The organism is Haloarcula onubensis (assembly GCF_031624605.1).
Taxonomy (GTDB): domain Archaea; phylum Halobacteriota; class Halobacteria; order Halobacteriales; family Haloarculaceae; genus Haloarcula; species Haloarcula onubensis.
In genome coordinates this window covers 216,348-236,862 of record NZ_JAMQOS010000007.1, presented here as the reverse complement: position 1 = coordinate 236,862, position 20,515 = coordinate 216,348, and the positions used below count along the sequence as shown (strand labels likewise).

Below are 20,515 nucleotides of genomic sequence, written 5' to 3'. Positions count from 1 at the left end.
TGCCGACGCGTCGAACGATGTCGCATGGTCTCCCGTGAGAACACAGTCATCGCCGCCTACCTGGCGGTGACGCTCTTCCTCCTGTACGCCGTCATCGAGACGGCATCGCCCCCGGTGTGGGTCAGCAGCGCGATACTCCTGGGCCTGGGCGTCGTCGCCCCCACGCTGACTAACGAGTACCTCGACAGGCGGGCGGCGTAGAGCCCCGGGGCGCTGCTCTCCGCTCCCCTAATCGCTCCGCGAACGCCCGGTCACTCCCCGCCGGGCGGCTGTCGGTAGCTCTCGGTCCCGCCCGGGTAGCCCTGGGGGTTCTCGATACCGACGAGTTCCCCGCCCGTGGGCGAGGTGTAGAGCCCGTAGACGAGTTCGTTGACCAGGTAGTACCGCACCCGCTCGCGTGGGGCGCCGTCGGGAACCGGCTCGGCCTCGGCCACGCCCATGGCACGCAGCGTCTCGTCCCGTTTCGCCGGCTCAAGCTCCCGGAAGTCTGCGTCCTCCCACTCCCGTGCGTAGCTGTCCAGTTCCGACAGCGCGTCGAGGACGCGCTCGGCCCGTTCCGAATCGGCCGCCAGCCGGCGGGACATGTAGCCGTCGACGAACGACTCCACACCGCCGACCTCGCTCGGGTAGACGGTCGTCGCGATGGCGTGTAACGTGCGCCGTTCGTGGTCGGTGACTATCGAGTCGCCGCCGTCGTCGTCGGCCCATTCCAGCAGCGCCGCGCCGCCGCCGACCGCGATACCGGCAGCGCCGAGCGCCTTCAACACGTCGCGTCTGTCGAGTTCTGTCATCCCTGTCTCACCGTGGCGTCGAGTCGGATTCCGTCGCGGTGGGCGCCGGGCACGTAGGCGGCCTGCCCGCCGCAGTACCGCTCGGACCAGCACACCTCCATGCGCGGCGTCATCGCCCGCACGCCCGAGCCCGTCTCGTTTACCGGCACGGCCCAGCGGTACTTTACGGCTCTGTCTGCGCCGTAATCCACGAAGGCGACGACCGTTACCGTACCCCGCTCGGGCGTCGGGACGGCTACGGGGGTCTCGACGGTGTCGCCGCTGAGTCGGCTCCGGTTCGCGTCCGTCTCCAGCCGCAGTGAGAGCAGCGACGCGTCCCGAGCGGTCGTGTACTCGTTCGCGCTGGTGTTTGCCGTCCCGTTGTGTATCTGGACGGTGACCGACTCGGCCGCCGCGGGTACCGTGGCGGTGAGGTCCGTCCGCACCGTCTCGCCGCTCGCCACCCGCACCCGCTGGAGCCGCGGCTCGACCGACTGGTCCAGGAACGGCGCCCACCCGCCGCGGTAGACGTACCGGTAGTACGTCCGGTCGGGGTAGCTGTCGACGACGGCGAACTGGTCGCGCTGCATCGCGTACACCGTCTCGCCGTCGAAACCGGGGTCGTTGCGCAGGGCCTGAAACGGGTGGTTGAGCCAGTCGCCGTAGGTCCGCGGGAGGAAGACGACGGTGTCGTCCAGGTCGCGCCCGTCGAACGGTTCGTAGGCCTGCTCGTACTGTCGGGTCACGTCGTAGTTCTCCCCGACGGGTGGGGCCACCGCGGCGCCGGCGACGCTGGCGGCGAGTGCCGCACCCACCAGCAACAGCGCCGTCAGGGCCGGACCGGACCGCTCCGCGCTCACGAGCCGCGGGGCGGACTCGCGGGCCCACTCGACGGCGGCCAGCACGCCCACGGCGCCGAAGGCGACGGTCGGGACCAGCAGGTCGGTGTGGTAGTACGGCCCGAAGAAGGAGACGAGACCGTCCGAGGGGTCCGAGAGCTCCCCCAGCACGTTCAGGTTCCCCCAGAACAGGAGGTTCCCGAGCGGGACCGTGAGCCCGACGCCGGCCAGCGCGAGCTTTCGGTCGTCGAATCCCCGCTTTCGGACGGTCCAGAGACCACCCAGTGCGGCGAGGGTCCCGAGCGGGCCGGCGACGACCCACTCGGTGGCGAACAGCGCCAGGACTTCGGCGTTGGCCCGCAGGGAGAGTGCGGGCGTGAACGTCCGCGAGTAGCCGGCAATCTCCCGGTAGCCAAAGCCAAGGCCGTCGAGCGGCGCGAACGCTTGGTAGGGGAACACGAGCGCGTGGCCGGTCATCACGGCGTTGTAACCGAGCGTCACGGCGACGCCGACAAGCCCGAACGCCGCCGTCAGCCCGACCCTGTCGAGTGCCCCACGACCCCGCTCGCGCAGCGACCACAGCGCGTGGAGGATAAACGGCGTCGCGAACAGCACCGCCGTGTAGGGCCGCGTGAAGAAGGCGATACCGACCGCGATACCCGCAAGCGCCGCGGTCCGTCGGCTGCCGGTCCGGTCGGCGTGGAGGTACGACGCCGCGAACGCGAGGTTCCAGCACATCGCCGGGACGTACGAGAGAAAGACCGACGCCTCCACGACGAACAGCGGCGAGGCGAGCATGAGGACCGTCGCGAGGACGCCCGTCCGAGCGTCGAACACCTCGCGGACGGTGTGGTAGGTCCCGACCAGCGTGGCAGTCGCGACGATACCGAGCGCGATGCGGTAGCCGCCAAGCAGCTTCCCGACGGCGAACATCGCCGCCGTCGGGGGCGTGTACTTCGAGTACAGCCCCCGCTCGCTCTCGACGAAGAACCAGGGGCGAAAGGGGCCGTCGACGGGCGGGCGCAAGAACAGGTGTCCGTCGAGCAACATCGCGGCCTGCTGGAGGTACACCGCCTCGTCGTGGTTGCTGGTGTGGTACGGAAAGACGAGGTGGGCGATGGCATACACCGCGAGACCACCGAGGAGTGCGACGAGCGCCGCCTGCGTGCGGGGTCGTCGCAGTCGGTTCATTCCGCGGGATACCAGGCCAGTTCGTGGTCGGCGACCAGGTCGACCTCGACCGGCTGGCCGGCGTCGAACGTCTCGACGTGGTTGTGCATACAGTGGACCACGTCGCCGCTGTGTAGTTCCACCCGATAGATGAAGTTGGGGCCGTTGTACTGGCGGTGGACGACGTAGCCGTCGGCCTTGGGCTCGCTGGCCGGCATCGCCTGGAGGTCGTCCGGGCGGACGAGCACGTCTATCATCGCGCCGTCGTAGGCCTCGATGGGGCCGTTGAGCAGTCCGAGGTCGAAACTCCCCAGGCCGGTCTCCAGCGTCTCGCCGGTCACCCGGGCCGAGAGGAAGCTCGCCTGGCCGAGGAAGCTGGCGACGAAGCGGCTCTCGGGGTTCTCGAACACCTCGCCGGGGTTGCCCACCTGAGCGATGGCGCCGTCGTTCATGATGGCGACGCGGTCGCTGATGGAGAGGGCCTCCTCCTGGTCGTGGGTCACGGAGATGGCGGTGACGCCGGCCCGCTTCAGGATGCGCCGGACCTCCTCGCGCATCTCGACGCGCAGGCGCACGTCGAGGTTCGAGAACGGCTCGTCCAGCAGGAGGACGTCCGGTTCGGGCGCCAGCGAGCGCGCCAGCGCGACGCGTTGCTGCTGGCCGCCCGAGAGCTGACTGGGCATCTTCTCCTCGTGGGCCTGCAGGTCGACGAGTTCCAGCAGCTCCGCGACCCGCGCGTCGGTCGCCTCGTCGTCCAGTTCGTCCAGCCCGAACGCGATGTTCTCCGCGACGGTGAGATGCGGGAAGAGGGCGTAGTCCTGGAAGACGATACCCACGTCGCGCTCCTCGGGCTTTTTGAACGGCCCGTCACCGTCGGCAGTCACCGTCTCGCCGGCGATGGTGATAGTCCCCGAGGTGGGCTCTTCGAGCCCGGCTATCATCCGGAGCGTGGTCGTCTTCCCACAGCCAGACGGCCCCAGTAGCGTCAGTAGCTCCCCGTCCCTGACCGACAGCGAGAGCTCCTCGACGGCCGCCTCTCGGCCGTACGCCTTCGACACGCCGTCGATGGAGAGGACCGTCTGTTCCGGGTCGTCGACCGCTGTCTCGACCGATTCGAACGCCGATATCCGGTGGGTTGTCTCTGAATTCGCCATGTTACCGACCCTCCTGTCTGAGGATGATGAGCATCGAGAGTCCCGAGACGCCGACGAGAATCAGCGCCGGGACCGCCGCCTGTCCCTGGTATGCTGCTCCGCGGACCAGCCAGATGTACGTTACGATGGTCTCGAAGCCGATGGGTCGGAGCATGAGCGTCGCCGGTAGCTCCTTCATCGTCGTCAGGAACACGAGTGCGGCGCCGGCGGCGATGCCCGGCGCGACCAGCGGCAGGACGACCTTCCGGAAAGACGTCATCGGCCCGTAGCCCAGCGAGCGGGCCGCCTCGATGTAGCTCGGGTCGACCTGGAGCAGCGAGGACTCCGTCGTCCCGACGGCCTGGGGGAGGAAGCGGACGACGTAGGCGAACACGAGCACGAACAGGCTCTGATAGAGGAACGGGACGAACTGCAGCGCGAGGTAGATGAGCGAGAGCCCGATGACGACGCCGGGCACCGCGTAGCCGACGTACGACACCCGTTCGGGCAGCGAGGAGAGCGTCCCGGTCCCGCGCGCGGAGAGGTAGGCGATAGGCAGCGCGACGACGACACAGAGGCCGGCCGCGCCCGCCGCGAGCACCACCGAGTTCGTGACGTGCTGGGCCTCGAAGACGAACCCCTCGGGCGCGGCCGCGGTAGAGCGGACCAGCCACTGGGCGAGGATACCGATTGGCAGCACGAGACAGAGCGTGGCGATAGCGCCACAGAAGCCCATCGCGGGCAGTTTCCAGTAGCCAAGCTGTATCTCGCCGGGTCGGCGGTCGCCACTGGAGACGTACGCCCCGTCCCTGCTCGCGCCGATGCGGGACTCGACGGCGAGTATCGCCATCGCGAGCACGAGCAAGAGCAAGGAGAGGACGGCCGCGGCGTCTAGGTTCCTGGCTTGCTCCTCGACGAATATCATGCGCGTGAACACGTCGTAGCGCATGATGGCGGGCGTCCCGAAATCGGAGAGCGTGTACAGCGCCACCAGGAGGGCGCCGGCGGCGATGCCCGGCAGAATCTGGGGGAGCGTCACCCGCTTGAACGCCTCCCAGCGACTGGCGTTCAGGGTGCGTGCGGCCTCGACGACCGTCCCGTCGAAGGAGATGAGCGACGCTCGCGTCGTCAGGAAGACGTAGGGGTACGTAAACAGCGTCAACACGAGGACGGTGCCGTGGAGGCCGTAGATGGTCGGAATCTGCTGGACGCCAAGCGGCGCGAGCAGGTCCGCCAGTTCGCCTCGCGGACCGAACGCCGAGACGAACGCGAACGCGCCGATGTAGCTCGGGACCACCAGCGGGAGCGCCGCGGTGACGGTGAAAAAGCGCTTGAACGGGAGGTCGGTCTGGACCGTAAGCAGGGCCAGCGGGACGCCGATGCAGACAGACATCGCGGTGACGGCGGCGACCAGCACGAGCGTGTTGACCGTCACTGCCGTCGTCGTGTCGCTCACGACGAGTTCGACCAGCCGGCCGGTCGGCATCTCGCTGGCCTCTATGAGTACCCAGGCGATGGGCGAGAGGAGGAGCAGGGAGATGGCGAGGACGACGACGGCAAGCACCGTCGGCTCGTCGGCGTCGCGGTCGGCGACGCTCGCCCGCTCGCGAATCCGGTCCAGACGGTCGCTCGCGCCCATCTCAGAGGACGCCCGCGTCTCGCATCAGGTCGACGGTACCCGACACGTCGGCCAGTTCCGTGAGGCTGATGTCCGGCGGGTTCAGGTCGTCGATGCGCGGGAGGCCGCCGACCGGCGCCACCCCCGAAATCATCGGGTAGGCGAAGGTCCGGGTGGCGAAGAACTCCTGGGCCTCCGAGGAGAGGACGTGTCGGACGAAGTTGCCGGCGAGTTCGGCGTTGGTCGTCCCGTCGAGAACCTCCAGGCCGGAGACGTTGACCAGCGCGCCGGCGTCGCCCTCGGTGAAGGCCAGTTCCAGCGGCGCGTTCGGGCGGGCCGAGCGGACCCGTAGCGAGTAGTAGTGGTTCGCGAAACCGGCCGCGAGTTCGCCGTCGGCGGCGCTGTTGGAGATGGCGAACTCGTTGCCGTACTCGGTGACGCCGTGGTTCTGCATCCCGTTCAGCCAGCTACGGGCGACGTCGTCGGAGCGGTTCAGTCGCATCGCTGTGATAAAGGACTGGAACGCGCCGTAGGTGGGCGCCCAGCCCATCGCACCCTCCAGCACGCCGGCGTCCGGGAAGTCGTGGACTGAGTCGGGGATGTCGGACTCGGAGAGTCGGTCGGAGTTGTACGGTATGGCGCGGGCGCGGCCGGCGAAGCCGACCCAGCGGCCGTCGCTGTCCTGAAAGCTTCCCGGCACGGCGTTCAGCGCTTCGCTGGGCAGGGACTGGGTCGCGCCGGCGTTGGCGACTGCGCCCAGCGAACCGGCGTCGACGGACATGAACAGGTCGGCCTGGGTGGCGTCGTTCTCGTTTTCCTCGATAATCTGGTTCGCGAGGCTCGACGAGGAGTCGACCCGGTGGTTCACGGTGAAGTTCTCGTAGGCCTGCTCGAAGAGGTCCAGCAGGTCGACGTAGAGGCCGCCCTCGCCGCCGCCCAGGTAGACCGTGAGGCTGCCTTCGAGGTCGGGGAGGTCGGTGATGGAGGTCCCGCCGGGTTGGCCGCGGGAGTCGACCAGCGGACCGGAGCCACGGAAGTCGGAGAGGGAGACACCGATGCTGTTGTTCTCTTCGTCGCTGAAAAGCCCGAAACAGCCGGCGAGCGAGCCCGCCGCTGTCGCGCCGCCCAGCGCGAGGAACCGGCGTCGGGAGGAGTCGTTAGTGGAGTCCGTCATTGTTGGTTGATTATGTTTTAGGTTTGCCTAAATGGTTTGCGTTTTCAGTCGTCGGCGGCCGGCGGTGCCGGTTCGGGCGCTTCGGCGGTGTCGGCCTCCAGCGCGGCCAGACAGTCGAGCCAGTCGCGCATGTACTCCCCGCAGTGGTTGAGGAAGGCGCCGTTCTCCCAGTCGTCGTAGTCGCCCTCGGCGAGGCGGTCCGCCATCGCCCGGAACACCTCGCGGTAGGAGTCGGCGTCGTCGCCGACGGCGTCGACTTCTTCCCAGACGTGCTCGTTGAGTTCGAGCCCGTGGACCTCGTTCGTCAGGTCCGAGAAGGTCGAACGCGGGGCCTTGTTGTGCTCACACAGCGGGTCGCCGTTGTATATGGTCCCGCCCAGCACGTCGCAGGCGCGCTTGAGGAACAGGCCCGACCAGATGTCGTCGAAGCGGCCCACGTCCCAGGCGTTGTCGTCCATCGGCAACTGGTAGAAGGCGGGGACGACCTCCCGGCGGAAGGCGAGGTTCATCGAGCAGACGGTCAGATAGTGACCCTCGGCGGCGACGAAGTCACCGTCGAAGTCCGCCGCCGAGGTACGGGTCTGTGCCTGACCCTGCAGGTCGCCGTCCATCAGGATGCGGACGGCGTCGAGGTCGGGGACGTTGGTCCAGAGGCCCTGGGAGGCGACGACGCGGTCGACCTCGGTCGTGTCGGTCTCGACGGTCTCGTCCATCGCCGCGTAGGGGTAACCACGCGGGTAGAGCCCGTGGTCGTCCTCGTTCTGGTAGAGGACGTTCACCCAGTTCTCGTCCGAGCGAACGCGCTCGATTTCTCCCTCGAAGGCCAGGTTCGCCATGTGGGTGCCGAAGAAGTCCACGGTCTCGTGGGGCGCGGTGTCGTCGTCGATGAAGACGCCGTAGTCGTAGTCGTGCGCCCAGAGATACAGCAGGCCGAAGGAGGTCTGAGCGTGGCTGGCCGCGGGCACGAGATGCGAGAACTCGCTGATGCCCCGTTCGGCGTACCACTCGCCGCGGGCTTCCTCGTCGAAGACGGCCCCGTCGACGCCCGCCTCGTCGAGCATCGCCCGCATGGACTCGCTGTCACAGAAGTCCTCGGTGATGAGGACCACGAACAGTCGGTCGAGGTCGAACCCGTGTTCGCGCGCGTTCTCGAAGTACGCCCGCATGCATCCGGGGTTCCGAATCGTCGGAACCATGACACAGATGTCCTGTGCGGTCATGGTGCGAAATCTTTAGGCAACCCTAAAGAGCGTTCCGTTTTAGGCCGACCAAACAATCCGAACCGATGGACCGCCGCCCGAAAAACGTTCTCTCGAAGGTAATTTCGCGCGGTCTCGCGTGAACGGATGTCGGATGATAATATTCTCCGCCCGGTGATTACCCGCGTTTAAGGCGAACTATTATCTGGCTGTGCTTTGGCTCACTAGGCGAACAATGACTACACGAATCGACGGGGGTCGTCTCAGGGGATGAACCTCGAAAACCAGACCTGCGTGGTCACCGGTTCCTCGCGGGGTATCGGCCGCGGTATCGCGACTGACCTCGGCGAGCACGGCGCCAACGTCGTGGTCAACTACCGCTCCTCGGAGGCGGAGGCCGCGGCGGTCGTCGAGGAGATACGCGAGAGCGGCGGTGACGCCATCGCCGCACAGGCCGACGTCGCCAAGGCCGACGAGGTACAGGCGATGTGTGACGAGGTGAACGACGAGTTCGGTAACGTCGACGTGCTCGTCAACAACGCCGGTATCACCATCGACAAGAAGTTCGACAAGATGACCCGGGAGGACTGGGACACGGTGATGAACGTCAACCTCGGCGGCGTGTTCAACTGTACCGACGTCTTCTACGACGACCTCAAGCGTGCTGACCACGGCCGGCTCATCAACATCTCCAGTGTCGTGGGCCAGCAGGGCAACATCGGGCAGGCCAACTACGCCACGACGAAGTCGGGTCTGTTTGGGTTCACCCGGACGCTCGCGCTCGAACTCGCACACACGGGCGCGACGGCGAACTGCGTCGCGCCGGGGTTCGTCGAGACGGACATGTTAGAGGAGGTGCCCGAGCGCGTCCAGGAGAAGATTCTCCGACAGATACCGCTCGACCGGTTCGCCACGGTCGAAGACATCGCGGGTATCGTTCGCTTCGTCGCCAGCGAGGAGTCGAGCTACATGACCGGACAGGTGCTCGGCGTCAACGGCGGCATGGAGTGGTGACATGAGCCAGCAAGACGAAGACGAGACACCGGACACGACCGACGACCCCATCGAGGAACTGCGAGAGCGGCGCCGCGAGGCCGAACTCGGCGGGGGCGAGTCGCGTATCGAGTCCCAGCACGAGAAAGGGAAGATGACCGCCCGCGAGCGCATCGACTTCCTGGTCGACGACGGCACATTCACCGAGGTCGACCCCTTCGTCGAACACCGGTCGACCAACTTCGGGATGGCGGACAAACGCTTCCCGGGCGACGCCGTCGTCACCGGCTACGGCGAGGTCGACGGCCGCAAGGTGTTCCTCTTCGCCCACGACTTCACCGTCCTTGGCGGCTCCGTCGGCGAGGTCGTCGCCGACAAGGTCTGTAAGGTGATGGACAAGGCCATCGAGAACGGCGTCCCCGTCATCGGGCTGAACGACTCGGGCGGTGCCCGTATCCAGGAGGGGGTCGACTCGCTGGTCGGCTTCGCCAAGATTTTCGAGCGCAACACGAAAGCCAGCGGGCTCATCCCCCAGATTTCGGCCATCATGGGGCCGTGTGCCGGCGGCGCGACCTACTCGCCGGCGCTGACGGACTTTACCTTCATGGTACAGGACACCAGCCACATGTTCATCACCGGGCCCAACGTCATCGAGACCGTCACCGGCGAGCAGGTCTCGAAGGAGGAACTCGGTGGTGCCAGTTCCCACTCCACGAAGTCCGGCGTCGCGCACTTCTCCTATCCCTCAGAGGAGGAGGCCCTGGAGAACATCCGGCGACTCCTCTCCTATCTCCCACAGAACAACATGGAGGACCCGCCGCGGGTCGAGCCCTGGGACGAACCCGACCGGGAGGTCCCCGAAGTCACCGATATCGTCCCCTCGGCGCCGCGCAAACCCTACGATATGTCACAGGTCGTCGGCCGCATCGTCGACGAGGAGTCCTTCTTCGAGGTCCACAAGAACTGGGCGCGCAACGTCATCACCGGCTTCGCCCGGATGGACGGCCAGTCCGTCGGTATCGTCGCGAATCAGCCCCGCGTGAGCGCGGGGACGCTCGACATCGACGCCGCGGAGAAGGGCGCCCGGTTCGTCCGGTTCTGTGACTCCTTTAACATCCCCATCCTCACTTTCGTGGACGTTCCCGGCTTCATGCCCGGCACGGACCAGGAGCACAACGGCATCATCCGCCGGGGCGCGAAGCTCATCTACGCCTACGCAGAGGCGACGGTGCCGCTGCTCTCCGTGGTCGTCCGGAAAGCGTACGGCGGCGCCTACATCGTCATGTCCTCGAAGTTCCTGGGCAGCGACGTCAACTACGCCTGGCCGGGTTCCGAGATGGCGGTGCTTGGCCCCCGCGGGGCGGTCAACATCCTCTATCGCAACGAGATAGCGGAGGCCGACGACCCCGACGCCAAGCGCCAGGAGCTGATGGACGACTTCCGCGAGGAGTTCGCCCACCCCTACGGCCCGGCTAGACGGGGCTATCTGGACGACGTCATCGAACCGAAGGACACGCGCAAACGGCTCATCGACGACCTGGACCTGCTTTCCCGCAAGCGCGAGGACAGCCCGCCGAAAGACCACGGTAACATCCCACTGTAATGTCATCACTGGAAGAACCAGCGGACGAGACGGACACCGGCGCTGCCGACACACCGGTCGCGGCGGCCGCCGAGCCGAGAGTCGAGGTATCGATTCCCGACGACGCGACCGAAGCCGAGGCCGCGGCTATCTCGGCGGCGGTCAGCGCCCACATCACCGACCGCCAGCGGGCCGCCGCGGCGGCCGCGGCCGCGAGTGACTCGCCCGACTACGTGGACGAGTGGACGATGGCCGGGCGACTCGCGCGCTTTGGCAAGCGGCGCCGGCCCCGGAACGTCGAGCGCGGCGAGGAGTGGAAGGCGGCGGCGCGGGCGCGTTACTGATGGAACTCCCGCAGTAGTTCCAGGTCGCGGGTCGTCTTCATGAACTCCGAGAGCGGCCGCGCTGTACCGCAGTCGTCACAGGTAAACGGCGTGTCTGGGCTGGGGAGGTCGGTCGGCGCCGCTTCCCAGTTCTTGTCACAGTCTGGACAGTGGAGTTGCAGCCAGGCCTCCTGCATGTGTTAGCGTGACAATGGCACGTGCATATATCTTGTGTCGGTCCGCGGAGCCGGTACCACGGAGTTACCGGACCGTAACGAATACACCGGCGCCCTGAGACGCTTCGGGCATGGGAGTCGCAGTAATCGGCGCGTCGATGACGAAGTTCGGGCAGCGCGACGCCTGGATTCAGGAACTCCTCTCGCAGGCGGGCGAGGAGTGTCTCGACGACGCTGGCGTCACACCGACGGAAGTAGAGCACCTGTACGTCTCGAACATGGCCAGCGGCGAGTTCGAGGGCCAGACCGGCGTGATGAACGCGTTGGCCCACGACCTCGGGGTCCTGCCGGCGTACAGCGAACGTGTCGACCAGACCTCCTCCTCGGGCGGGGCGGGCATCTACGAGGCCTGGCAGTCGGTCGCCTCCGGGGCCAGCGAGATGACCCTGCTGGTCGGCGGGGAGAAGATGACCCACAAGACGACGGGTGAGGCTACGGACATCATCGCCTCCATCACCCACCCGGCGGAGTACAAACACGGCGTCACGCTCCCCTCCTTCGCGGGGATGACCGCCCGGCACTACCTCGAACGGTTCGACGCCCCCCGTGAGTCGCTCGCTCGCGTCGCCGTCAAGAACCACGAGAACGGCGTCGACAACCCCAACGCACAGTTCCAGAAGGAGATAACGATGGAGAAGGCCCTGGAGTCGCCCATCATCGCGGACCCCCTCCGACTCTACGACTTCTGTCCCATCACGGACGGCAGCGCCGCGATGCTGTTTACGACCGAGGAACGCGCCGAGGAGATAGCGGACGAGTACGCCGTCGTCTCCGGTATCGGCGGCGCGACCGACACCCACGTCGTCCACGAGCGCGACGACCCGACGGTGATGGGCGGCGTCGTCGAGTCCAGCGAGCAGGCCTACGAGATGGCCGGGCTCGGCCCCGAGGACCTGGACGTGGCCGAACTTCACGACATGTTCACGATTCTGGAGTTCCTCCAGTTGGAGGGTATCGGCGTGGCCGAGCAGGGCACCGCCTGGGAGCTGGCGATGGACGGCACCACCGAGAAAGACGGCGACCTGCCCATCAACACCTCCGGCGGACTGAAATCGAAGGGCCACCCGCTGGGCGCCAGCGGCGTCGCACAGGGCGTCGAGATATACGAACAGCTCGTCGGCGAGGCCGGCCCGCGACAGGTCGAGGCCGACACCGCACTGGCCTGTAACGTCGGCGGCTTTGGCAACTGTGTCATCACCACCATCATGGAGGCCGCAGAATGACGCTGGAAGCAGGTATCTGTCCGAACGGGCACGTCACGTACCCCACGCATCCGCGCTGTCCGGAGTGTGGCGAACCCCAGGCGGAGACGACGGACCTCTCAGAGGAGCGCGCCGAAGTGGTCACGTGGACCACCTCGACGGCGACGCCGCCGGGCGTGCGAGAGCCCAACACGATGGCGATAGTCGAGTTCGACGTCTCGCATCTGGACCTCGAAGACACGTTCGTCCGCGCGCTCGGCCAGGTGACGACCGACGACGTCGAGACCGGCGACGTGGTCGAACCCGTCTACGTCGAGGAGCTTCGGGACCCCGACGTGGGGCTCAAGAGCGCGAACCCCGAGAGCCAGGACTGGGGCGGCTACCGCTGGGACCCGGTGTGACCTCGCGGTCGGACCGCTACCGTCGAGTCCCCGGGTGACCTCGCGGTCGGACCGCTACCGTCGAGTCCCCGGGTGACCTCGCGGTCGGACCGCTACCGTCGAGTCCTCGGGTGAAGGGACTCGCCGCTCTGTAGTGCGGCTTCGATTCTGTCCAGACCGTCGGCGAGCGTGCAGTGGCCACACGGCCCGCGGTGGGGGTAGACACCGAGGAGTCGGTCGCCCTCCCAGTAGGCCACGCAGGCGACCGGCAGCGTCACGACGGTGTCGTCGCCGGTGAACACGCTGTGACGGTCGTGGCGGTCGAACGCCGGCGCGAGCGAACAGCCGTTGTCGGCGGCCCACCGCTCTAGCGTCTCGATGTCCGCCATCTCCCGCGGGTCCGCCCCCGTCGCGACCCGGTGCCAGTAGGTGACGTCGACACCGTCGACGAGCCCCTGCTGGCGGAGGGCGTCGGCTCGGCCGAGAACACTGGTCTGGCGCTGTTCGGTCCCGTCAGCGACCGGTCTGCGTAGGTACACCGCTAACCGTCTGTTGTGACTCATGATACTGTACACCTGCTGAGTGTCCTACGACGAGTCCGGAGATAGCCGTATCGGTGTACATGTCTGGTAGATTTAATCGGCGGTGGAGATGGTCACCTCTCCGGGGGTCGTCGGCTCCCGGCCCGTCTCGAGGTCGTCGAGACACTCCTCGATGGAGTGGGGCGCGCCGCCGCGGGCGAACGGAGCGACCTGGACCAGGTCACCGTCCTCGTAGACGGCCAGACACAGGGCCGGCATGACCAGTTCCGTCCGTTTCTCCCCGGTCTCCCAGCTGTAACAGAGCCTGGTGTCGAAGAAGGGCGCGAGCGTGGCCCCGGCCTCTGTCGCCCAGTCGCGAAACTCTTCGTAGCGAGTGCGTTCGGCACAGTCCGTGGCGGCGACCGGGACCCGCTTCGCCCAGACGGTGGTCTCGAACTCGTCGATACGACCCGCGCGTCGGAGTCGCTCGAGGCGTGTCTCGACGGCGTCTCGTCGTTTCTCGGACGGTGTCGGCAGGTCAGTCCTGACGAACAGCTCCGCGCGCCGCGTCTGTGGACACTCTGTGTTCGGCATCGGTATCGGAGGATACGCCTCTACAATAATAAAACGTTATGTTTTTTGGGTTATGTTTACGCGACCCACACCCCGACCGCACGCCACACCTCACGTGCCGTCTCCCGGCCCGCCGTCGCTCACGTCGTCGATGTCGTCCTTGATAGACTGCAGTTCGGCGTCGACGTCGACCGGCACCTCCGTGGCCTCGATGTCCTCGGCGCCGTCGACGGACTGGCTCTCGGCCAGTTGCTCGGCCAGGGCCTCACGGAGCTCTCTGGCCTCGGTCAGAAGTTCTCTGGCCTCGGCGTCCGCCGGTCGCCCCTCCACCGCTCCCTGGAGGTCCGAGAGCGCGTCGTCCAGCCGCGTCAGCGTCGCCCGACTCAACTGCGTCGCTCGTTCCTGCACACCGCCGCCGCTCGACACGGTAGCTGGTCGGCCCTCCGCCAGGCGTAGCGCCCGACGGAGCAGCTTCAGCGCCTCGATGTTCGTCTTCAACACGAGGATGGCCGCCGGTATCGTCACGTCGCTGGTAAAGCGGAGCAGTTCCTCGGGCGTGGGCGGGCGCGGCCGACCGCGCTCTGTCCGGGGTTCGACCTCCGTCTGGAGGTCCTGCAGGGTCCTGACGAGCTCCGAGAGCAGAGCGGAGACGTCCTCCTCGGCGTCGGTCATACCCCCACTTGGACGGTGGGACACAAAAGCCCGCCGCGAGGATTAGGCAGACCAAAAACCTTTTTAGATTAGGCAGGCCTAATCTCCGCTAATGGCCACACAGGGCGATGCGGTTCGGGTCCCGGAAGCGGACGCCGACGAGCGACCGACCGTGACGGCACACGAGAGCTGTGCGGACCGGACGGTGTTCACCGAAACGGGCAACAAAGAAGGCTGGATAGCGACCGACCTCACAATCGAGCGCTGGGTGTAAGGTCTGTCTGCCCTCTCCTGGGCGGTGTCTAGTTTGACGGAAACTGAGTGAGAGAGCCAGAAAGGGTCTGTCTGGCTGTTTGCGGTCCGTCTCTCACACACTGGCACGTCTCCGAGCGCTGCCTATTTGCGGAGCGCTCCGTAACCCCGACTATGCACGACAGAGCCAGTCGGGTAGAGGAGGTGGTCCGCGCCGTCGTCCACGAGGCCAGAGTGGAGAAGATTACCTTCATGGCGGGCTCGATAGCCTATCACGCCTTCCTCTCTATCCTGCCCCTGCTGTTGCTGGTGTTGACGGTCCTCCAGCGGACCGAGAACGTCGCCGTCCGTGACTCGGTCGTCGGTATCATCGAGTCGGTGCTGACCGAGCAGGCCAGCGCCCTCATCCAGCAGGGACTCTCCGACGCCGACGCCTCCGTCTCCCTGCTCGGGCTGGTGTTTCTCGTCTGGGGCGCGCTTCGTATCTTCCGCGGGCTCGATACGGCGTTCTCGGACATCTACGAGACCAGCGAGCAAAACACGTTCGCCGACCAGTTGGGTGATGGGCTGGTGATGCTCGTGACCGTCGCGGTCGCCCTGGTGGGAGTCAGCGCCCTCGGGAACGCCGTCTCGCTGTCCGTCGCGGGGCCCGCCGGCGACGTACTGCGAGCGGTGGCGACGACCGTCGGGCTGTTCGCGGTGTTCTACCCGATGTACTACATCTTCCCGGACACCGACGTGACGCCCGTGGAGGTCGTTCCGGGGACCGCCTTCGCCGCAGTGGGGCTCACCGTCGCACAGGTGCTGTTCACCGAGTTCAACGCCGGGACCACGGCGGGCACGAACCTCGTCGCCAGCATCCTGCTCTTGCTCACGTGGCTCTACATCATCGGGCTGGTCGTCCTGCTGGGCGCGGTGCTCAACGCGGTCCTCTCGAACCGGTCGAAAGACGTGGATATCGCCCCCGTCGTCGGCGGCGTCGACCAGCGGGCCACGCCCGGCGACGGGGGTGTCAGTCGGCAGGCGGTCCTGTCGGACCTCGACGCGGTGTCCGAGGCTGCCGAGGACGCCGAGACGGTGACGGTCACCGTCGGCGAGCTATCGGTCACGCTGGACGCGCCACAGGCTGCCTTCGTCGAGCGAGAGAGCGGCGTCTTCGGGCTCGACGACTCCGTGGCGCTGACGCTTCGGTGGTGGCTCGACGAGGAGTGACGCCCCTACGCCGCGGGGCCCTGCCACTCCCCGAGGACCACGGTGCGGTCGACGGAGGGGTCGACCCAGACGATACGGACCGTCGCCGTCTCGAGCATGTTCGAGGAGTCGCCGAAGATGCCAAACGTCGTGCCGGCCTCGATGTCGCTGCCGACCCAGTCGTTGCCGTCGGCTTCGCTGTCGGCCCGGAGTTCGGAGACAGACGACGAACAGGACGAACTCGTGTTGCCCGGCGCCGGACAGAACGCCCCGCCCGCTGTCTCGATTCGGACGGTGCTCGGGTCGAGCGTGTCGCCGCCCTCGTAGGCTACCCGCAGCTCCCCGTTCCCCGTCTGTGTGTAATCGTACGTGAAACTCCCCTGTGGCGGCGTGTCGTCGCCCGTCCCGTTCAGACCGAGGGCGAACGCCGCGGTGGTGGCCGCCAGCACGACCGTGATGACGATCATAAGTGTGACCCCGACCACCGGCGACACCGCGCGGTCGGCCCGTGACAGTGCTCCCCCCATACAGCTGTAGATTTCTCCCTAGTACTAATAAATTCTGTTGAACTTGCGAAGAATTTATTCGGGCCCGCGTTCGTGACGGCCGTCAACCGCGTTCGCGACGGCCGTCGAAACAGGAGCGCACGCCCGAGCCAGGTGAGAGCGGGTCAGGGTGTCGGCGTCCGCTCGAAGTCGACGGTAATCCGTCGGCTCGCCAGCACCGCGTTCCCGATTGCCTCGGACGCCGTGTCGTGGTCGGTCCCACCCTCGACGTCGAGACGCTCTCCCAGCGCGTACACCTGAAACCGGTTCGTGTAGGGCTGTCCGGGCTGTGGGCACGGGGGTTCGTATCCCACGTCGCCGCCCTCGCGACGTCCCTGCCGGGCCCCGCCGAGGGCGGCGACGGAGGCCGACCGCGACAGGCCCGCCGGGATTCGGTCGGTGTCCGGCGGGACGTTCCAGAGCGTCCAGAAGAGAGGGTCGGTGACACCGCCGCTGTCGTACTCCGCGACGACCGCGAGCGCCGCGGTCGGGTCCGGGACGCGTTCGACGGAAAATGGCGGGGACACACCGGCGCCGTAGCAGGTGAAACGAGTCGGCAGCGAGCCGCCGGCGTCCAGTTCGGGACTGGCGACCGCGAAGGCGTCGGCAGTCGGTTCGCTCGACCCGGTACAGCCGGCGACTCCACCGACGAGCGCCGTCCCGAGCGCTGTGACCAGTTTTCGGCGTCGCATACCCGCAGTCAGTGTCGTGTGTACTTCCCGGCTTTGGTGCGTGCCGGCCGGGGCCAAAGCGACCCGCGCGACCGGCTCAGAAGTCGCCGTGTTCGTTCGCCGGCCAGTCGTACGTCCGACCGGAACTCTCGGCGTCCCACGGCGTCTCGGGGCTCCGGTCGCGCCCGTCGACGGCCGTCGCGATGGCCCGGACGACCACGTCGTCCGCCCCAGTCACCGAGGCCACCTCGTCGGCCCACGTCTCGAGCGATTCCGCCTCGTCGATGTCCGGTAGTTGCACTAACATTGTGTATCCACTGCGAGGGCGGGGAGACGGTTAAGTATTTTTCAGATTATGAATCGTGTTATTAACTGTCCGTATCGTTCATAGACAATCGACTTCTGGCCCCGAGTTCGGGCCGCTCGAAGGTCCGGCGACGCTGAAGACGCGAGAGTTAATAACAGAGGTGAAGTAAATTGTTAATTTGTGCTGTCTGAACGCCAGTAGCTAACAGCCGGATTAATAACACTCCGTGGTCTAGCCTCCGATAATGACTACAGAGGAACCGGACGACGACGGGTCGACGAGCGGAGCGGGCTCGTCATCCGACGAGCACACCGTCAGCCAGTTCGCCGTCCCGGAGATGGACTGTGCCTCCTGTGCCAGCAAGGTCGAAAACAGCGTACGACGGCTCGACGGCGTCGAGAGCGTCGAGCCGCAGGTGACGACCGGGACGCTGACGGTCACCTACGACGATGGGTCGACCGACGACGCGGCGATTACGGAGCGAGTCCGGAAGGCCGGCTACTCGGTGGCAGACAGCGGTGAGACGGTCCGCCTCTCCGTCCCGGGGATGGACTGTGCCTCCTGTGCCGGCAAAGTCGAGTCCGCGCTGTCGGGACTCGACGGGCTACAGCGCTTCGAGGCCCAGCCGACGACGGGCACCGTCGTCCTCACGCGGACGGGCGAGGAACCGACGGAGGCGGCCGTCGTCGCAGCTATCGAAAGCGCCGGGTACGAGGTCGAGGACGCGACGGGGACCGAATCGACCGACGCGGAGACCGACGAGAGCCTCTGGACGAGCCCGAGGGCGCTGAAGACGTGGGCGAGCGGGGCCGTGCTGGCGGTCGGGCTCGTCCTGGAGTTCCTGGTTCCGGGCGCGAACGTACCGGTCGGGACAGTGCTGGGCAGCGACATCCACGCCGCGGACGTGTTCTTCCTCGTCGCCGTCGCCGTCGGCGGCCAGGCTATCCTGCGTAACGGCTACTACTCGGCACGCAACCGGAACCTCGACATCGACCTGTTGATGTCTATCGCCATACTGGGCGCGCTGACGGCGAGTCTGGCCTTCGGGGAGGCGCTGTACTTCGAGGCCGCGACGCTCGCGGTCCTCTTTAGCGTCGCGGAGCTGCTGGAGCGGTACTCGATGGACCGGGCCCGTGACTCTCTGGAGGAGCTGATGGACCTCTCGCCGGCGGAAGCGACGGTACAGCGCGACGGCGGGGAGGTCACGGTCCCGGTCGAGGAGGTCGACGTCGGCGAACGCGTCGTGGTCAAACCGGGCGAGAAGATTCCGCTGGACGGCGACGTCATCGACGGGGAGAGCGCCGTCAACCAGGCGCCCATCACCGGCGAGAGCGTCCCGGTCGACAAGACCGTCGGCGACGAGGTGTACGCCGGCACCATCAACGAGGAGGGGTACCTGGAGATACAGGTCACCTCGGAGTCGAGCGAGAACACCCTCTCGCGCATCGTCGAACTGGTCGAGGACGCCCAGTCGAACAAGACCGACCGCGAGCAGTTCGTCGAGCGATTCTCGGCGTACTACACGCCCGTGGTCGTCGCCTTCGCCGTCCTCGTGACGGTCGCCAGCCCGGTCGTCCTCGGGACGACGCTGTCGACGGCCGTCGTCTACGGGCTGACGCTGCTCGTGTTGGCCTGCCCCTGCGCGTTCGTCATCTCGACGCCCGTCTCGGTCGTCTCGGGCATCACGAGCGCCGCGAAGAACGGCGTCCTCATCAAGGGGGGCAACCACCTCGAAGCGATGGGCGAGGTCGACGCCGTCGCCTTCGACAAGACCGGGACGCTGACGAAGGGCGAACTCACCGTCACCGACGTCGTCGCGCTGAACGGCAACAGCGAGGACGACGTCCTGCGCTGTGCGCGCGGTCTGGAGACCCGCAGCGAACACCCCATCGGCGAGGCCATCGTCGCCGAGGCGGGCGACGGCGGCGACCGCGAGGTCGAGGGGTTCGAGAGCATCACCGGCAAGGGCGTCCGGGCGGAACTGGGCGGTGTCCCGCACTTCGCCGGCAAGCCCGGCCTCTTCGAGGAACTGGAGTTCGACCTCTCGCACGTGCACGCGACGACCGACGGCGGCCTCGTCACGAAGACCGCCAAGCAGCTCTGTGAGCGCAACAACTGCCTCGATCTGCTGGACGAGACGGTCCCCCGACTCCAGTCCGAGGGGAAGACGGTCGTCCTCGTCGGGACCGAAGACGAACTGGAGGGCGTCATCGCCGTCGCCGACGAGGTCCGACCCGAGGCCCGTGCGGCGGTCGAACGGCTCAAAGCCCTCGGTATCGAGCGGACCGTCATGCTCACCGGCGACAACGAGCGGACCGCGGGCGCCATCGCACAACAGGTCGGCGTCGACGACTACGCGGCCGAACTGCTCCCCGACGAGAAGGTGGCCCGCGTCGAGGAACTCGACGAGGAGAGCGACGGCGGGGTCGCCATGGTCGGTGACGGCATCAACGACGCGCCCGCGCTGGCGACCGCCACCGTCGGCGTCGCGATGGGCGCGGCCGGCACCGACACCGCCCTGGAGACGGCCGACGTGGCGCTTCTCTCGGACGACCTCTCGAAACTCCCCTACCTCTATGACCTCTCGGCCCGGGCCAACGGCGTCATCCGGCAGAACGTCTGGGCAAGCCTGGGTATCAAGGCCGCCCTGGCTCTCGCCGTCCCCTTCGGCTACGTCCCTATCTGGCTGGCTGTCCTCGCGGGCGACGCCGGGATGACGACGGCCGTCACCGGGAACGCGATGCGGCTCTCTACGGTCCGCGCGGACGACCTCGACACCGAGTCGGAGTGACTACTGGCCGGGCAGCGGGCAGAGACTCGCCGTCAGCACGGCCACCTCGTCCGTGTCGTTGTGTGCCCCGTGCACCTGCCCCCGCTCGTTGAGCACGACACCGGGCGCGACGACGGTCTCCGACTCGCCGTCGCGTTCGACCGTAACCGTCCCCCGGAGCACGTGGAAGACGTTCGTGGCGTCCGCGTGTTCGTGTGGCGCGATACCGGCGTCCGGACCGAGCGCGAACGCCTTTACGAGTACGTCGTCGGTCACGGCCAGTTCGCCGCTGTCGACGGCTCCGTCGTCGGGTGCCGCGTCGAACTCCGAGAGCAGGTCCAGTGTCATGGATATCCCTCGAATCCCGCGCCCTTAGGGGTGGTGGACGCAACTGGTTTGTACCGCTACGTGTTAG

The 20,515-nt window shown here is 67.1% G+C and carries 23 protein-coding genes; 9 read left to right on the top strand and 14 right to left on the bottom strand.

Annotated elements, in window-relative coordinates:
- Window positions 1–24 precede the first annotated feature (24 nt).
- Window positions 25–201 carry a DUF7987 family protein gene (locus tag NDI86_RS19290; protein ID WP_310901969.1) on the top strand — a complete coding sequence of 59 codons (177 nt, stop codon included), beginning with the start codon at window positions 25–27 and terminating at the stop codon, window positions 199–201.
- Window positions 202–251: 50 nt separating this feature from the next.
- On the opposite strand, the gene NDI86_RS19285 is transcribed toward NDI86_RS19290, so the two are convergent.
- The 6 genes from NDI86_RS19285 to NDI86_RS19260 are packed head-to-tail and all read right to left on the bottom strand — an operon-like array spanning window position 252 to window position 7,924.
- The gene (locus tag NDI86_RS19285) at window positions 252–791 is read right to left on the bottom strand and encodes a gluconate 2-dehydrogenase subunit 3 family protein (RefSeq protein ID WP_310901968.1); all 540 of its coding nucleotides are present in this window, start codon (window positions 789–791) and stop codon (window positions 252–254) included.
- Window positions 788–2,800: an ArnT family glycosyltransferase gene (locus NDI86_RS19280; protein ID WP_310901967.1), complete on the bottom strand. Its 2,013-nt coding sequence runs from the start codon at window positions 2,798–2,800 to the stop codon at window positions 788–790. The genes NDI86_RS19285 and NDI86_RS19280 overlap by 4 nt, the downstream gene beginning before the upstream one ends.
- Entirely contained in the window at window positions 2,797–3,933 is a 1,137-nt protein-coding gene (locus NDI86_RS19275; RefSeq protein ID WP_310901966.1) for an ABC transporter ATP-binding protein, read from the bottom strand. Before NDI86_RS19275 ends, NDI86_RS19280 begins: the two co-directional genes overlap by 4 nt.
- 1 nt (window position 3,934) lies before the next feature.
- Window positions 3,935–5,551 (bottom strand): ABC transporter permease, encoded by a 1,617-nt coding sequence (locus NDI86_RS19270; RefSeq protein WP_310901965.1) that lies wholly within the window; start codon window positions 5,549–5,551, stop codon window positions 3,935–3,937.
- Window position 5,552: 1 nt separating this feature from the next.
- On the bottom strand, window positions 5,553–6,704 hold the full coding sequence (locus tag NDI86_RS19265; RefSeq protein WP_310901964.1) for an extracellular solute-binding protein: 1,152 nt from the start codon (window positions 6,702–6,704) through the stop codon (window positions 5,553–5,555).
- Between the two features lie 44 nt (window positions 6,705–6,748).
- On the bottom strand, window positions 6,749–7,924 hold the full coding sequence (locus NDI86_RS19260) for an alpha-1 4-glucan-protein synthase (protein ID WP_310901963.1): 1,176 nt from the start codon (window positions 7,922–7,924) through the stop codon (window positions 6,749–6,751).
- A 249-nt stretch (window positions 7,925–8,173) separates the two neighbouring features.
- Between NDI86_RS19260 and fabG the strand changes: the two genes are divergently transcribed.
- Genes fabG through NDI86_RS19245 form a run of 3 tightly spaced genes read left to right on the top strand, consistent with a single transcriptional unit; the run spans window position 8,174 to window position 10,822 of the window.
- Window positions 8,174–8,917, top strand: a complete 744-nt coding sequence (fabG, locus tag NDI86_RS19255; RefSeq protein WP_310901962.1) for a 3-oxoacyl-[acyl-carrier-protein] reductase — start codon at window positions 8,174–8,176, stop codon at window positions 8,915–8,917.
- 1 nt (window position 8,918) lies between these two features.
- Window positions 8,919–10,499 (top strand): acyl-CoA carboxylase subunit beta, encoded by a 1,581-nt coding sequence (locus tag NDI86_RS19250; protein ID WP_310901961.1) that lies wholly within the window; start codon window positions 8,919–8,921, stop codon window positions 10,497–10,499.
- Entirely contained in the window at window positions 10,499–10,822 is a 324-nt protein-coding gene (locus tag NDI86_RS19245) for a DUF8022 family protein (RefSeq protein ID WP_310901960.1), read from the top strand. Before NDI86_RS19250 ends, NDI86_RS19245 begins: the two co-directional genes overlap by 1 nt.
- On the opposite strand, the gene NDI86_RS19240 is transcribed toward NDI86_RS19245, so the two are convergent.
- Entirely contained in the window at window positions 10,816–10,998 is a 183-nt protein-coding gene (locus NDI86_RS19240; protein ID WP_310901959.1) for a DUF7836 family putative zinc-binding protein, read from the bottom strand. The two genes, NDI86_RS19245 and NDI86_RS19240, sit on opposite strands and share 7 nt — an antisense overlap.
- Window positions 10,999–11,108: 110 nt before the next feature.
- Between NDI86_RS19240 and NDI86_RS19235 the strand changes: the two genes are divergently transcribed.
- Both NDI86_RS19235 and NDI86_RS19230 read left to right on the top strand, forming a co-directional pair.
- Window positions 11,109–12,260 carry a thiolase family protein gene (locus tag NDI86_RS19235; RefSeq protein ID WP_310901958.1) on the top strand — a complete coding sequence of 384 codons (1,152 nt, stop codon included), beginning with the start codon at window positions 11,109–11,111 and terminating at the stop codon, window positions 12,258–12,260.
- On the top strand, window positions 12,257–12,640 hold the full coding sequence (locus NDI86_RS19230) for a Zn-ribbon domain-containing OB-fold protein (protein WP_310901957.1): 384 nt from the start codon (window positions 12,257–12,259) through the stop codon (window positions 12,638–12,640). The genes NDI86_RS19235 and NDI86_RS19230 overlap by 4 nt, the downstream gene beginning before the upstream one ends.
- A 92-nt stretch (window positions 12,641–12,732) precedes the next feature.
- Here the strand turns inward: NDI86_RS19230 and NDI86_RS19225 are convergent, their stop codons facing one another.
- The 3 genes from NDI86_RS19225 to NDI86_RS19215 form a co-directional block, all read right to left on the bottom strand.
- Window positions 12,733–13,182 carry an HTH domain-containing protein gene (locus NDI86_RS19225; RefSeq protein ID WP_310901956.1) on the bottom strand — a complete coding sequence of 150 codons (450 nt, stop codon included), beginning with the start codon at window positions 13,180–13,182 and terminating at the stop codon, window positions 12,733–12,735.
- A 72-nt stretch (window positions 13,183–13,254) separates the two neighbouring features.
- On the bottom strand, window positions 13,255–13,734 hold the full coding sequence (locus tag NDI86_RS19220) for an HTH domain-containing protein (RefSeq protein WP_310901955.1): 480 nt from the start codon (window positions 13,732–13,734) through the stop codon (window positions 13,255–13,257).
- Window positions 13,735–13,824: 90 nt separating this feature from the next.
- A complete protein-coding gene (locus tag NDI86_RS19215; RefSeq protein WP_310901954.1) occupies window positions 13,825–14,385 on the bottom strand; it encodes a DUF7547 family protein in 561 nt (186 codons plus the stop codon).
- A 91-nt stretch (window positions 14,386–14,476) separates the two neighbouring features.
- Here NDI86_RS19215 and NDI86_RS19210 point away from each other — a divergent pair, with 91 nt between their 5' ends.
- The gene (locus NDI86_RS19210; protein WP_310901953.1) at window positions 14,477–14,638 is read left to right on the top strand and encodes a hypothetical protein; all 162 of its coding nucleotides are present in this window, start codon (window positions 14,477–14,479) and stop codon (window positions 14,636–14,638) included.
- A 152-nt stretch (window positions 14,639–14,790) separates the two neighbouring features.
- Complete coding sequence (locus NDI86_RS19205) at window positions 14,791–15,828, top strand: YihY/virulence factor BrkB family protein (protein ID WP_310901952.1); 1,038 nt, start codon at window positions 14,791–14,793, stop codon at window positions 15,826–15,828.
- A 5-nt stretch (window positions 15,829–15,833) separates the two neighbouring features.
- Here the strand turns inward: NDI86_RS19205 and NDI86_RS19200 are convergent, their stop codons facing one another.
- From NDI86_RS19200 to NDI86_RS19190, 3 genes are all read right to left on the bottom strand, one after another.
- Window positions 15,834–16,334, bottom strand: a complete 501-nt coding sequence (locus NDI86_RS19200) for a type IV pilin domain-containing protein (RefSeq protein WP_310901951.1) — start codon at window positions 16,332–16,334, stop codon at window positions 15,834–15,836.
- Window positions 16,335–16,477: 143 nt separating this feature from the next.
- Complete coding sequence (locus NDI86_RS19195) at window positions 16,478–17,044, bottom strand: YbhB/YbcL family Raf kinase inhibitor-like protein (protein ID WP_310901950.1); 567 nt, start codon at window positions 17,042–17,044, stop codon at window positions 16,478–16,480.
- A gap of 76 nt (window positions 17,045–17,120) precedes the next feature.
- Window positions 17,121–17,330, bottom strand: a complete 210-nt coding sequence (locus NDI86_RS19190; protein WP_310901949.1) for a hypothetical protein — start codon at window positions 17,328–17,330, stop codon at window positions 17,121–17,123.
- Between the two features lie 244 nt (window positions 17,331–17,574).
- Between NDI86_RS19190 and NDI86_RS19185 the strand changes: the two genes are divergently transcribed.
- Window positions 17,575–20,121, top strand: coding sequence for a heavy metal translocating P-type ATPase (locus tag NDI86_RS19185; protein WP_310901948.1), 2,547 nt, complete (start codon window positions 17,575–17,577; stop codon window positions 20,119–20,121).
- Here NDI86_RS19185 and NDI86_RS19180 read toward each other — a convergent pair whose 3' ends face one another.
- Window positions 20,122–20,448, bottom strand: a complete 327-nt coding sequence (locus NDI86_RS19180) for a cupin domain-containing protein (RefSeq protein WP_310901947.1) — start codon at window positions 20,446–20,448, stop codon at window positions 20,122–20,124.
- Window positions 20,449–20,515: the final 67 nt, after the last annotated feature.

Bases quoted from the DNA above. Each gene is read 5' to 3' on its own strand.
- NDI86_RS19290 (WP_310901969.1), top strand. From the start codon at position 25: ATGGTCTCCCGTGAGAACACAGTCATCGCCGCCTACCTGGCGGTGACG.
- NDI86_RS19285 (WP_310901968.1), bottom strand. From the start codon at position 791: ATGACAGAACTCGACAGACGCGACGTGTTGAAGGCGCTCGGCGCTGCC.
- NDI86_RS19280 (WP_310901967.1), bottom strand. From the start codon at position 2,800: ATGAACCGACTGCGACGACCCCGCACGCAGGCGGCGCTCGTCGCACTC.
- NDI86_RS19275 (WP_310901966.1), bottom strand. From the start codon at position 3,933: ATGGCGAATTCAGAGACAACCCACCGGATATCGGCGTTCGAATCGGTC.
- NDI86_RS19270 (WP_310901965.1), bottom strand. From the start codon at position 5,551: ATGGGCGCGAGCGACCGTCTGGACCGGATTCGCGAGCGGGCGAGCGTC.
- NDI86_RS19265 (WP_310901964.1), bottom strand. From the start codon at position 6,704: ATGACGGACTCCACTAACGACTCCTCCCGACGCCGGTTCCTCGCGCTG.
- NDI86_RS19260 (WP_310901963.1), bottom strand. From the start codon at position 7,924: ATGACCGCACAGGACATCTGTGTCATGGTTCCGACGATTCGGAACCCC.
- fabG (WP_310901962.1), top strand. From the start codon at position 8,174: ATGAACCTCGAAAACCAGACCTGCGTGGTCACCGGTTCCTCGCGGGGT.
- NDI86_RS19250 (WP_310901961.1), top strand. From the start codon at position 8,919: ATGAGCCAGCAAGACGAAGACGAGACACCGGACACGACCGACGACCCC.
- NDI86_RS19245 (WP_310901960.1), top strand. From the start codon at position 10,499: ATGTCATCACTGGAAGAACCAGCGGACGAGACGGACACCGGCGCTGCC.
- NDI86_RS19240 (WP_310901959.1), bottom strand. From the start codon at position 10,998: ATGCAGGAGGCCTGGCTGCAACTCCACTGTCCAGACTGTGACAAGAAC.
- NDI86_RS19235 (WP_310901958.1), top strand. From the start codon at position 11,109: ATGGGAGTCGCAGTAATCGGCGCGTCGATGACGAAGTTCGGGCAGCGC.
- NDI86_RS19230 (WP_310901957.1), top strand. From the start codon at position 12,257: ATGACGCTGGAAGCAGGTATCTGTCCGAACGGGCACGTCACGTACCCC.
- NDI86_RS19225 (WP_310901956.1), bottom strand. From the start codon at position 13,182: ATGAGTCACAACAGACGGTTAGCGGTGTACCTACGCAGACCGGTCGCT.
- NDI86_RS19220 (WP_310901955.1), bottom strand. From the start codon at position 13,734: ATGCCGAACACAGAGTGTCCACAGACGCGGCGCGCGGAGCTGTTCGTC.
- NDI86_RS19215 (WP_310901954.1), bottom strand. From the start codon at position 14,385: ATGACCGACGCCGAGGAGGACGTCTCCGCTCTGCTCTCGGAGCTCGTC.
- NDI86_RS19210 (WP_310901953.1), top strand. From the start codon at position 14,477: ATGGCCACACAGGGCGATGCGGTTCGGGTCCCGGAAGCGGACGCCGAC.
- NDI86_RS19205 (WP_310901952.1), top strand. From the start codon at position 14,791: ATGCACGACAGAGCCAGTCGGGTAGAGGAGGTGGTCCGCGCCGTCGTC.
- NDI86_RS19200 (WP_310901951.1), bottom strand. From the start codon at position 16,334: ATGGGGGGAGCACTGTCACGGGCCGACCGCGCGGTGTCGCCGGTGGTC.
- NDI86_RS19195 (WP_310901950.1), bottom strand. From the start codon at position 17,044: ATGCGACGCCGAAAACTGGTCACAGCGCTCGGGACGGCGCTCGTCGGT.
- NDI86_RS19190 (WP_310901949.1), bottom strand. From the start codon at position 17,330: ATGTTAGTGCAACTACCGGACATCGACGAGGCGGAATCGCTCGAGACG.
- NDI86_RS19185 (WP_310901948.1), top strand. From the start codon at position 17,575: ATGACTACAGAGGAACCGGACGACGACGGGTCGACGAGCGGAGCGGGC.
- NDI86_RS19180 (WP_310901947.1), bottom strand. From the start codon at position 20,448: ATGACACTGGACCTGCTCTCGGAGTTCGACGCGGCACCCGACGACGGA.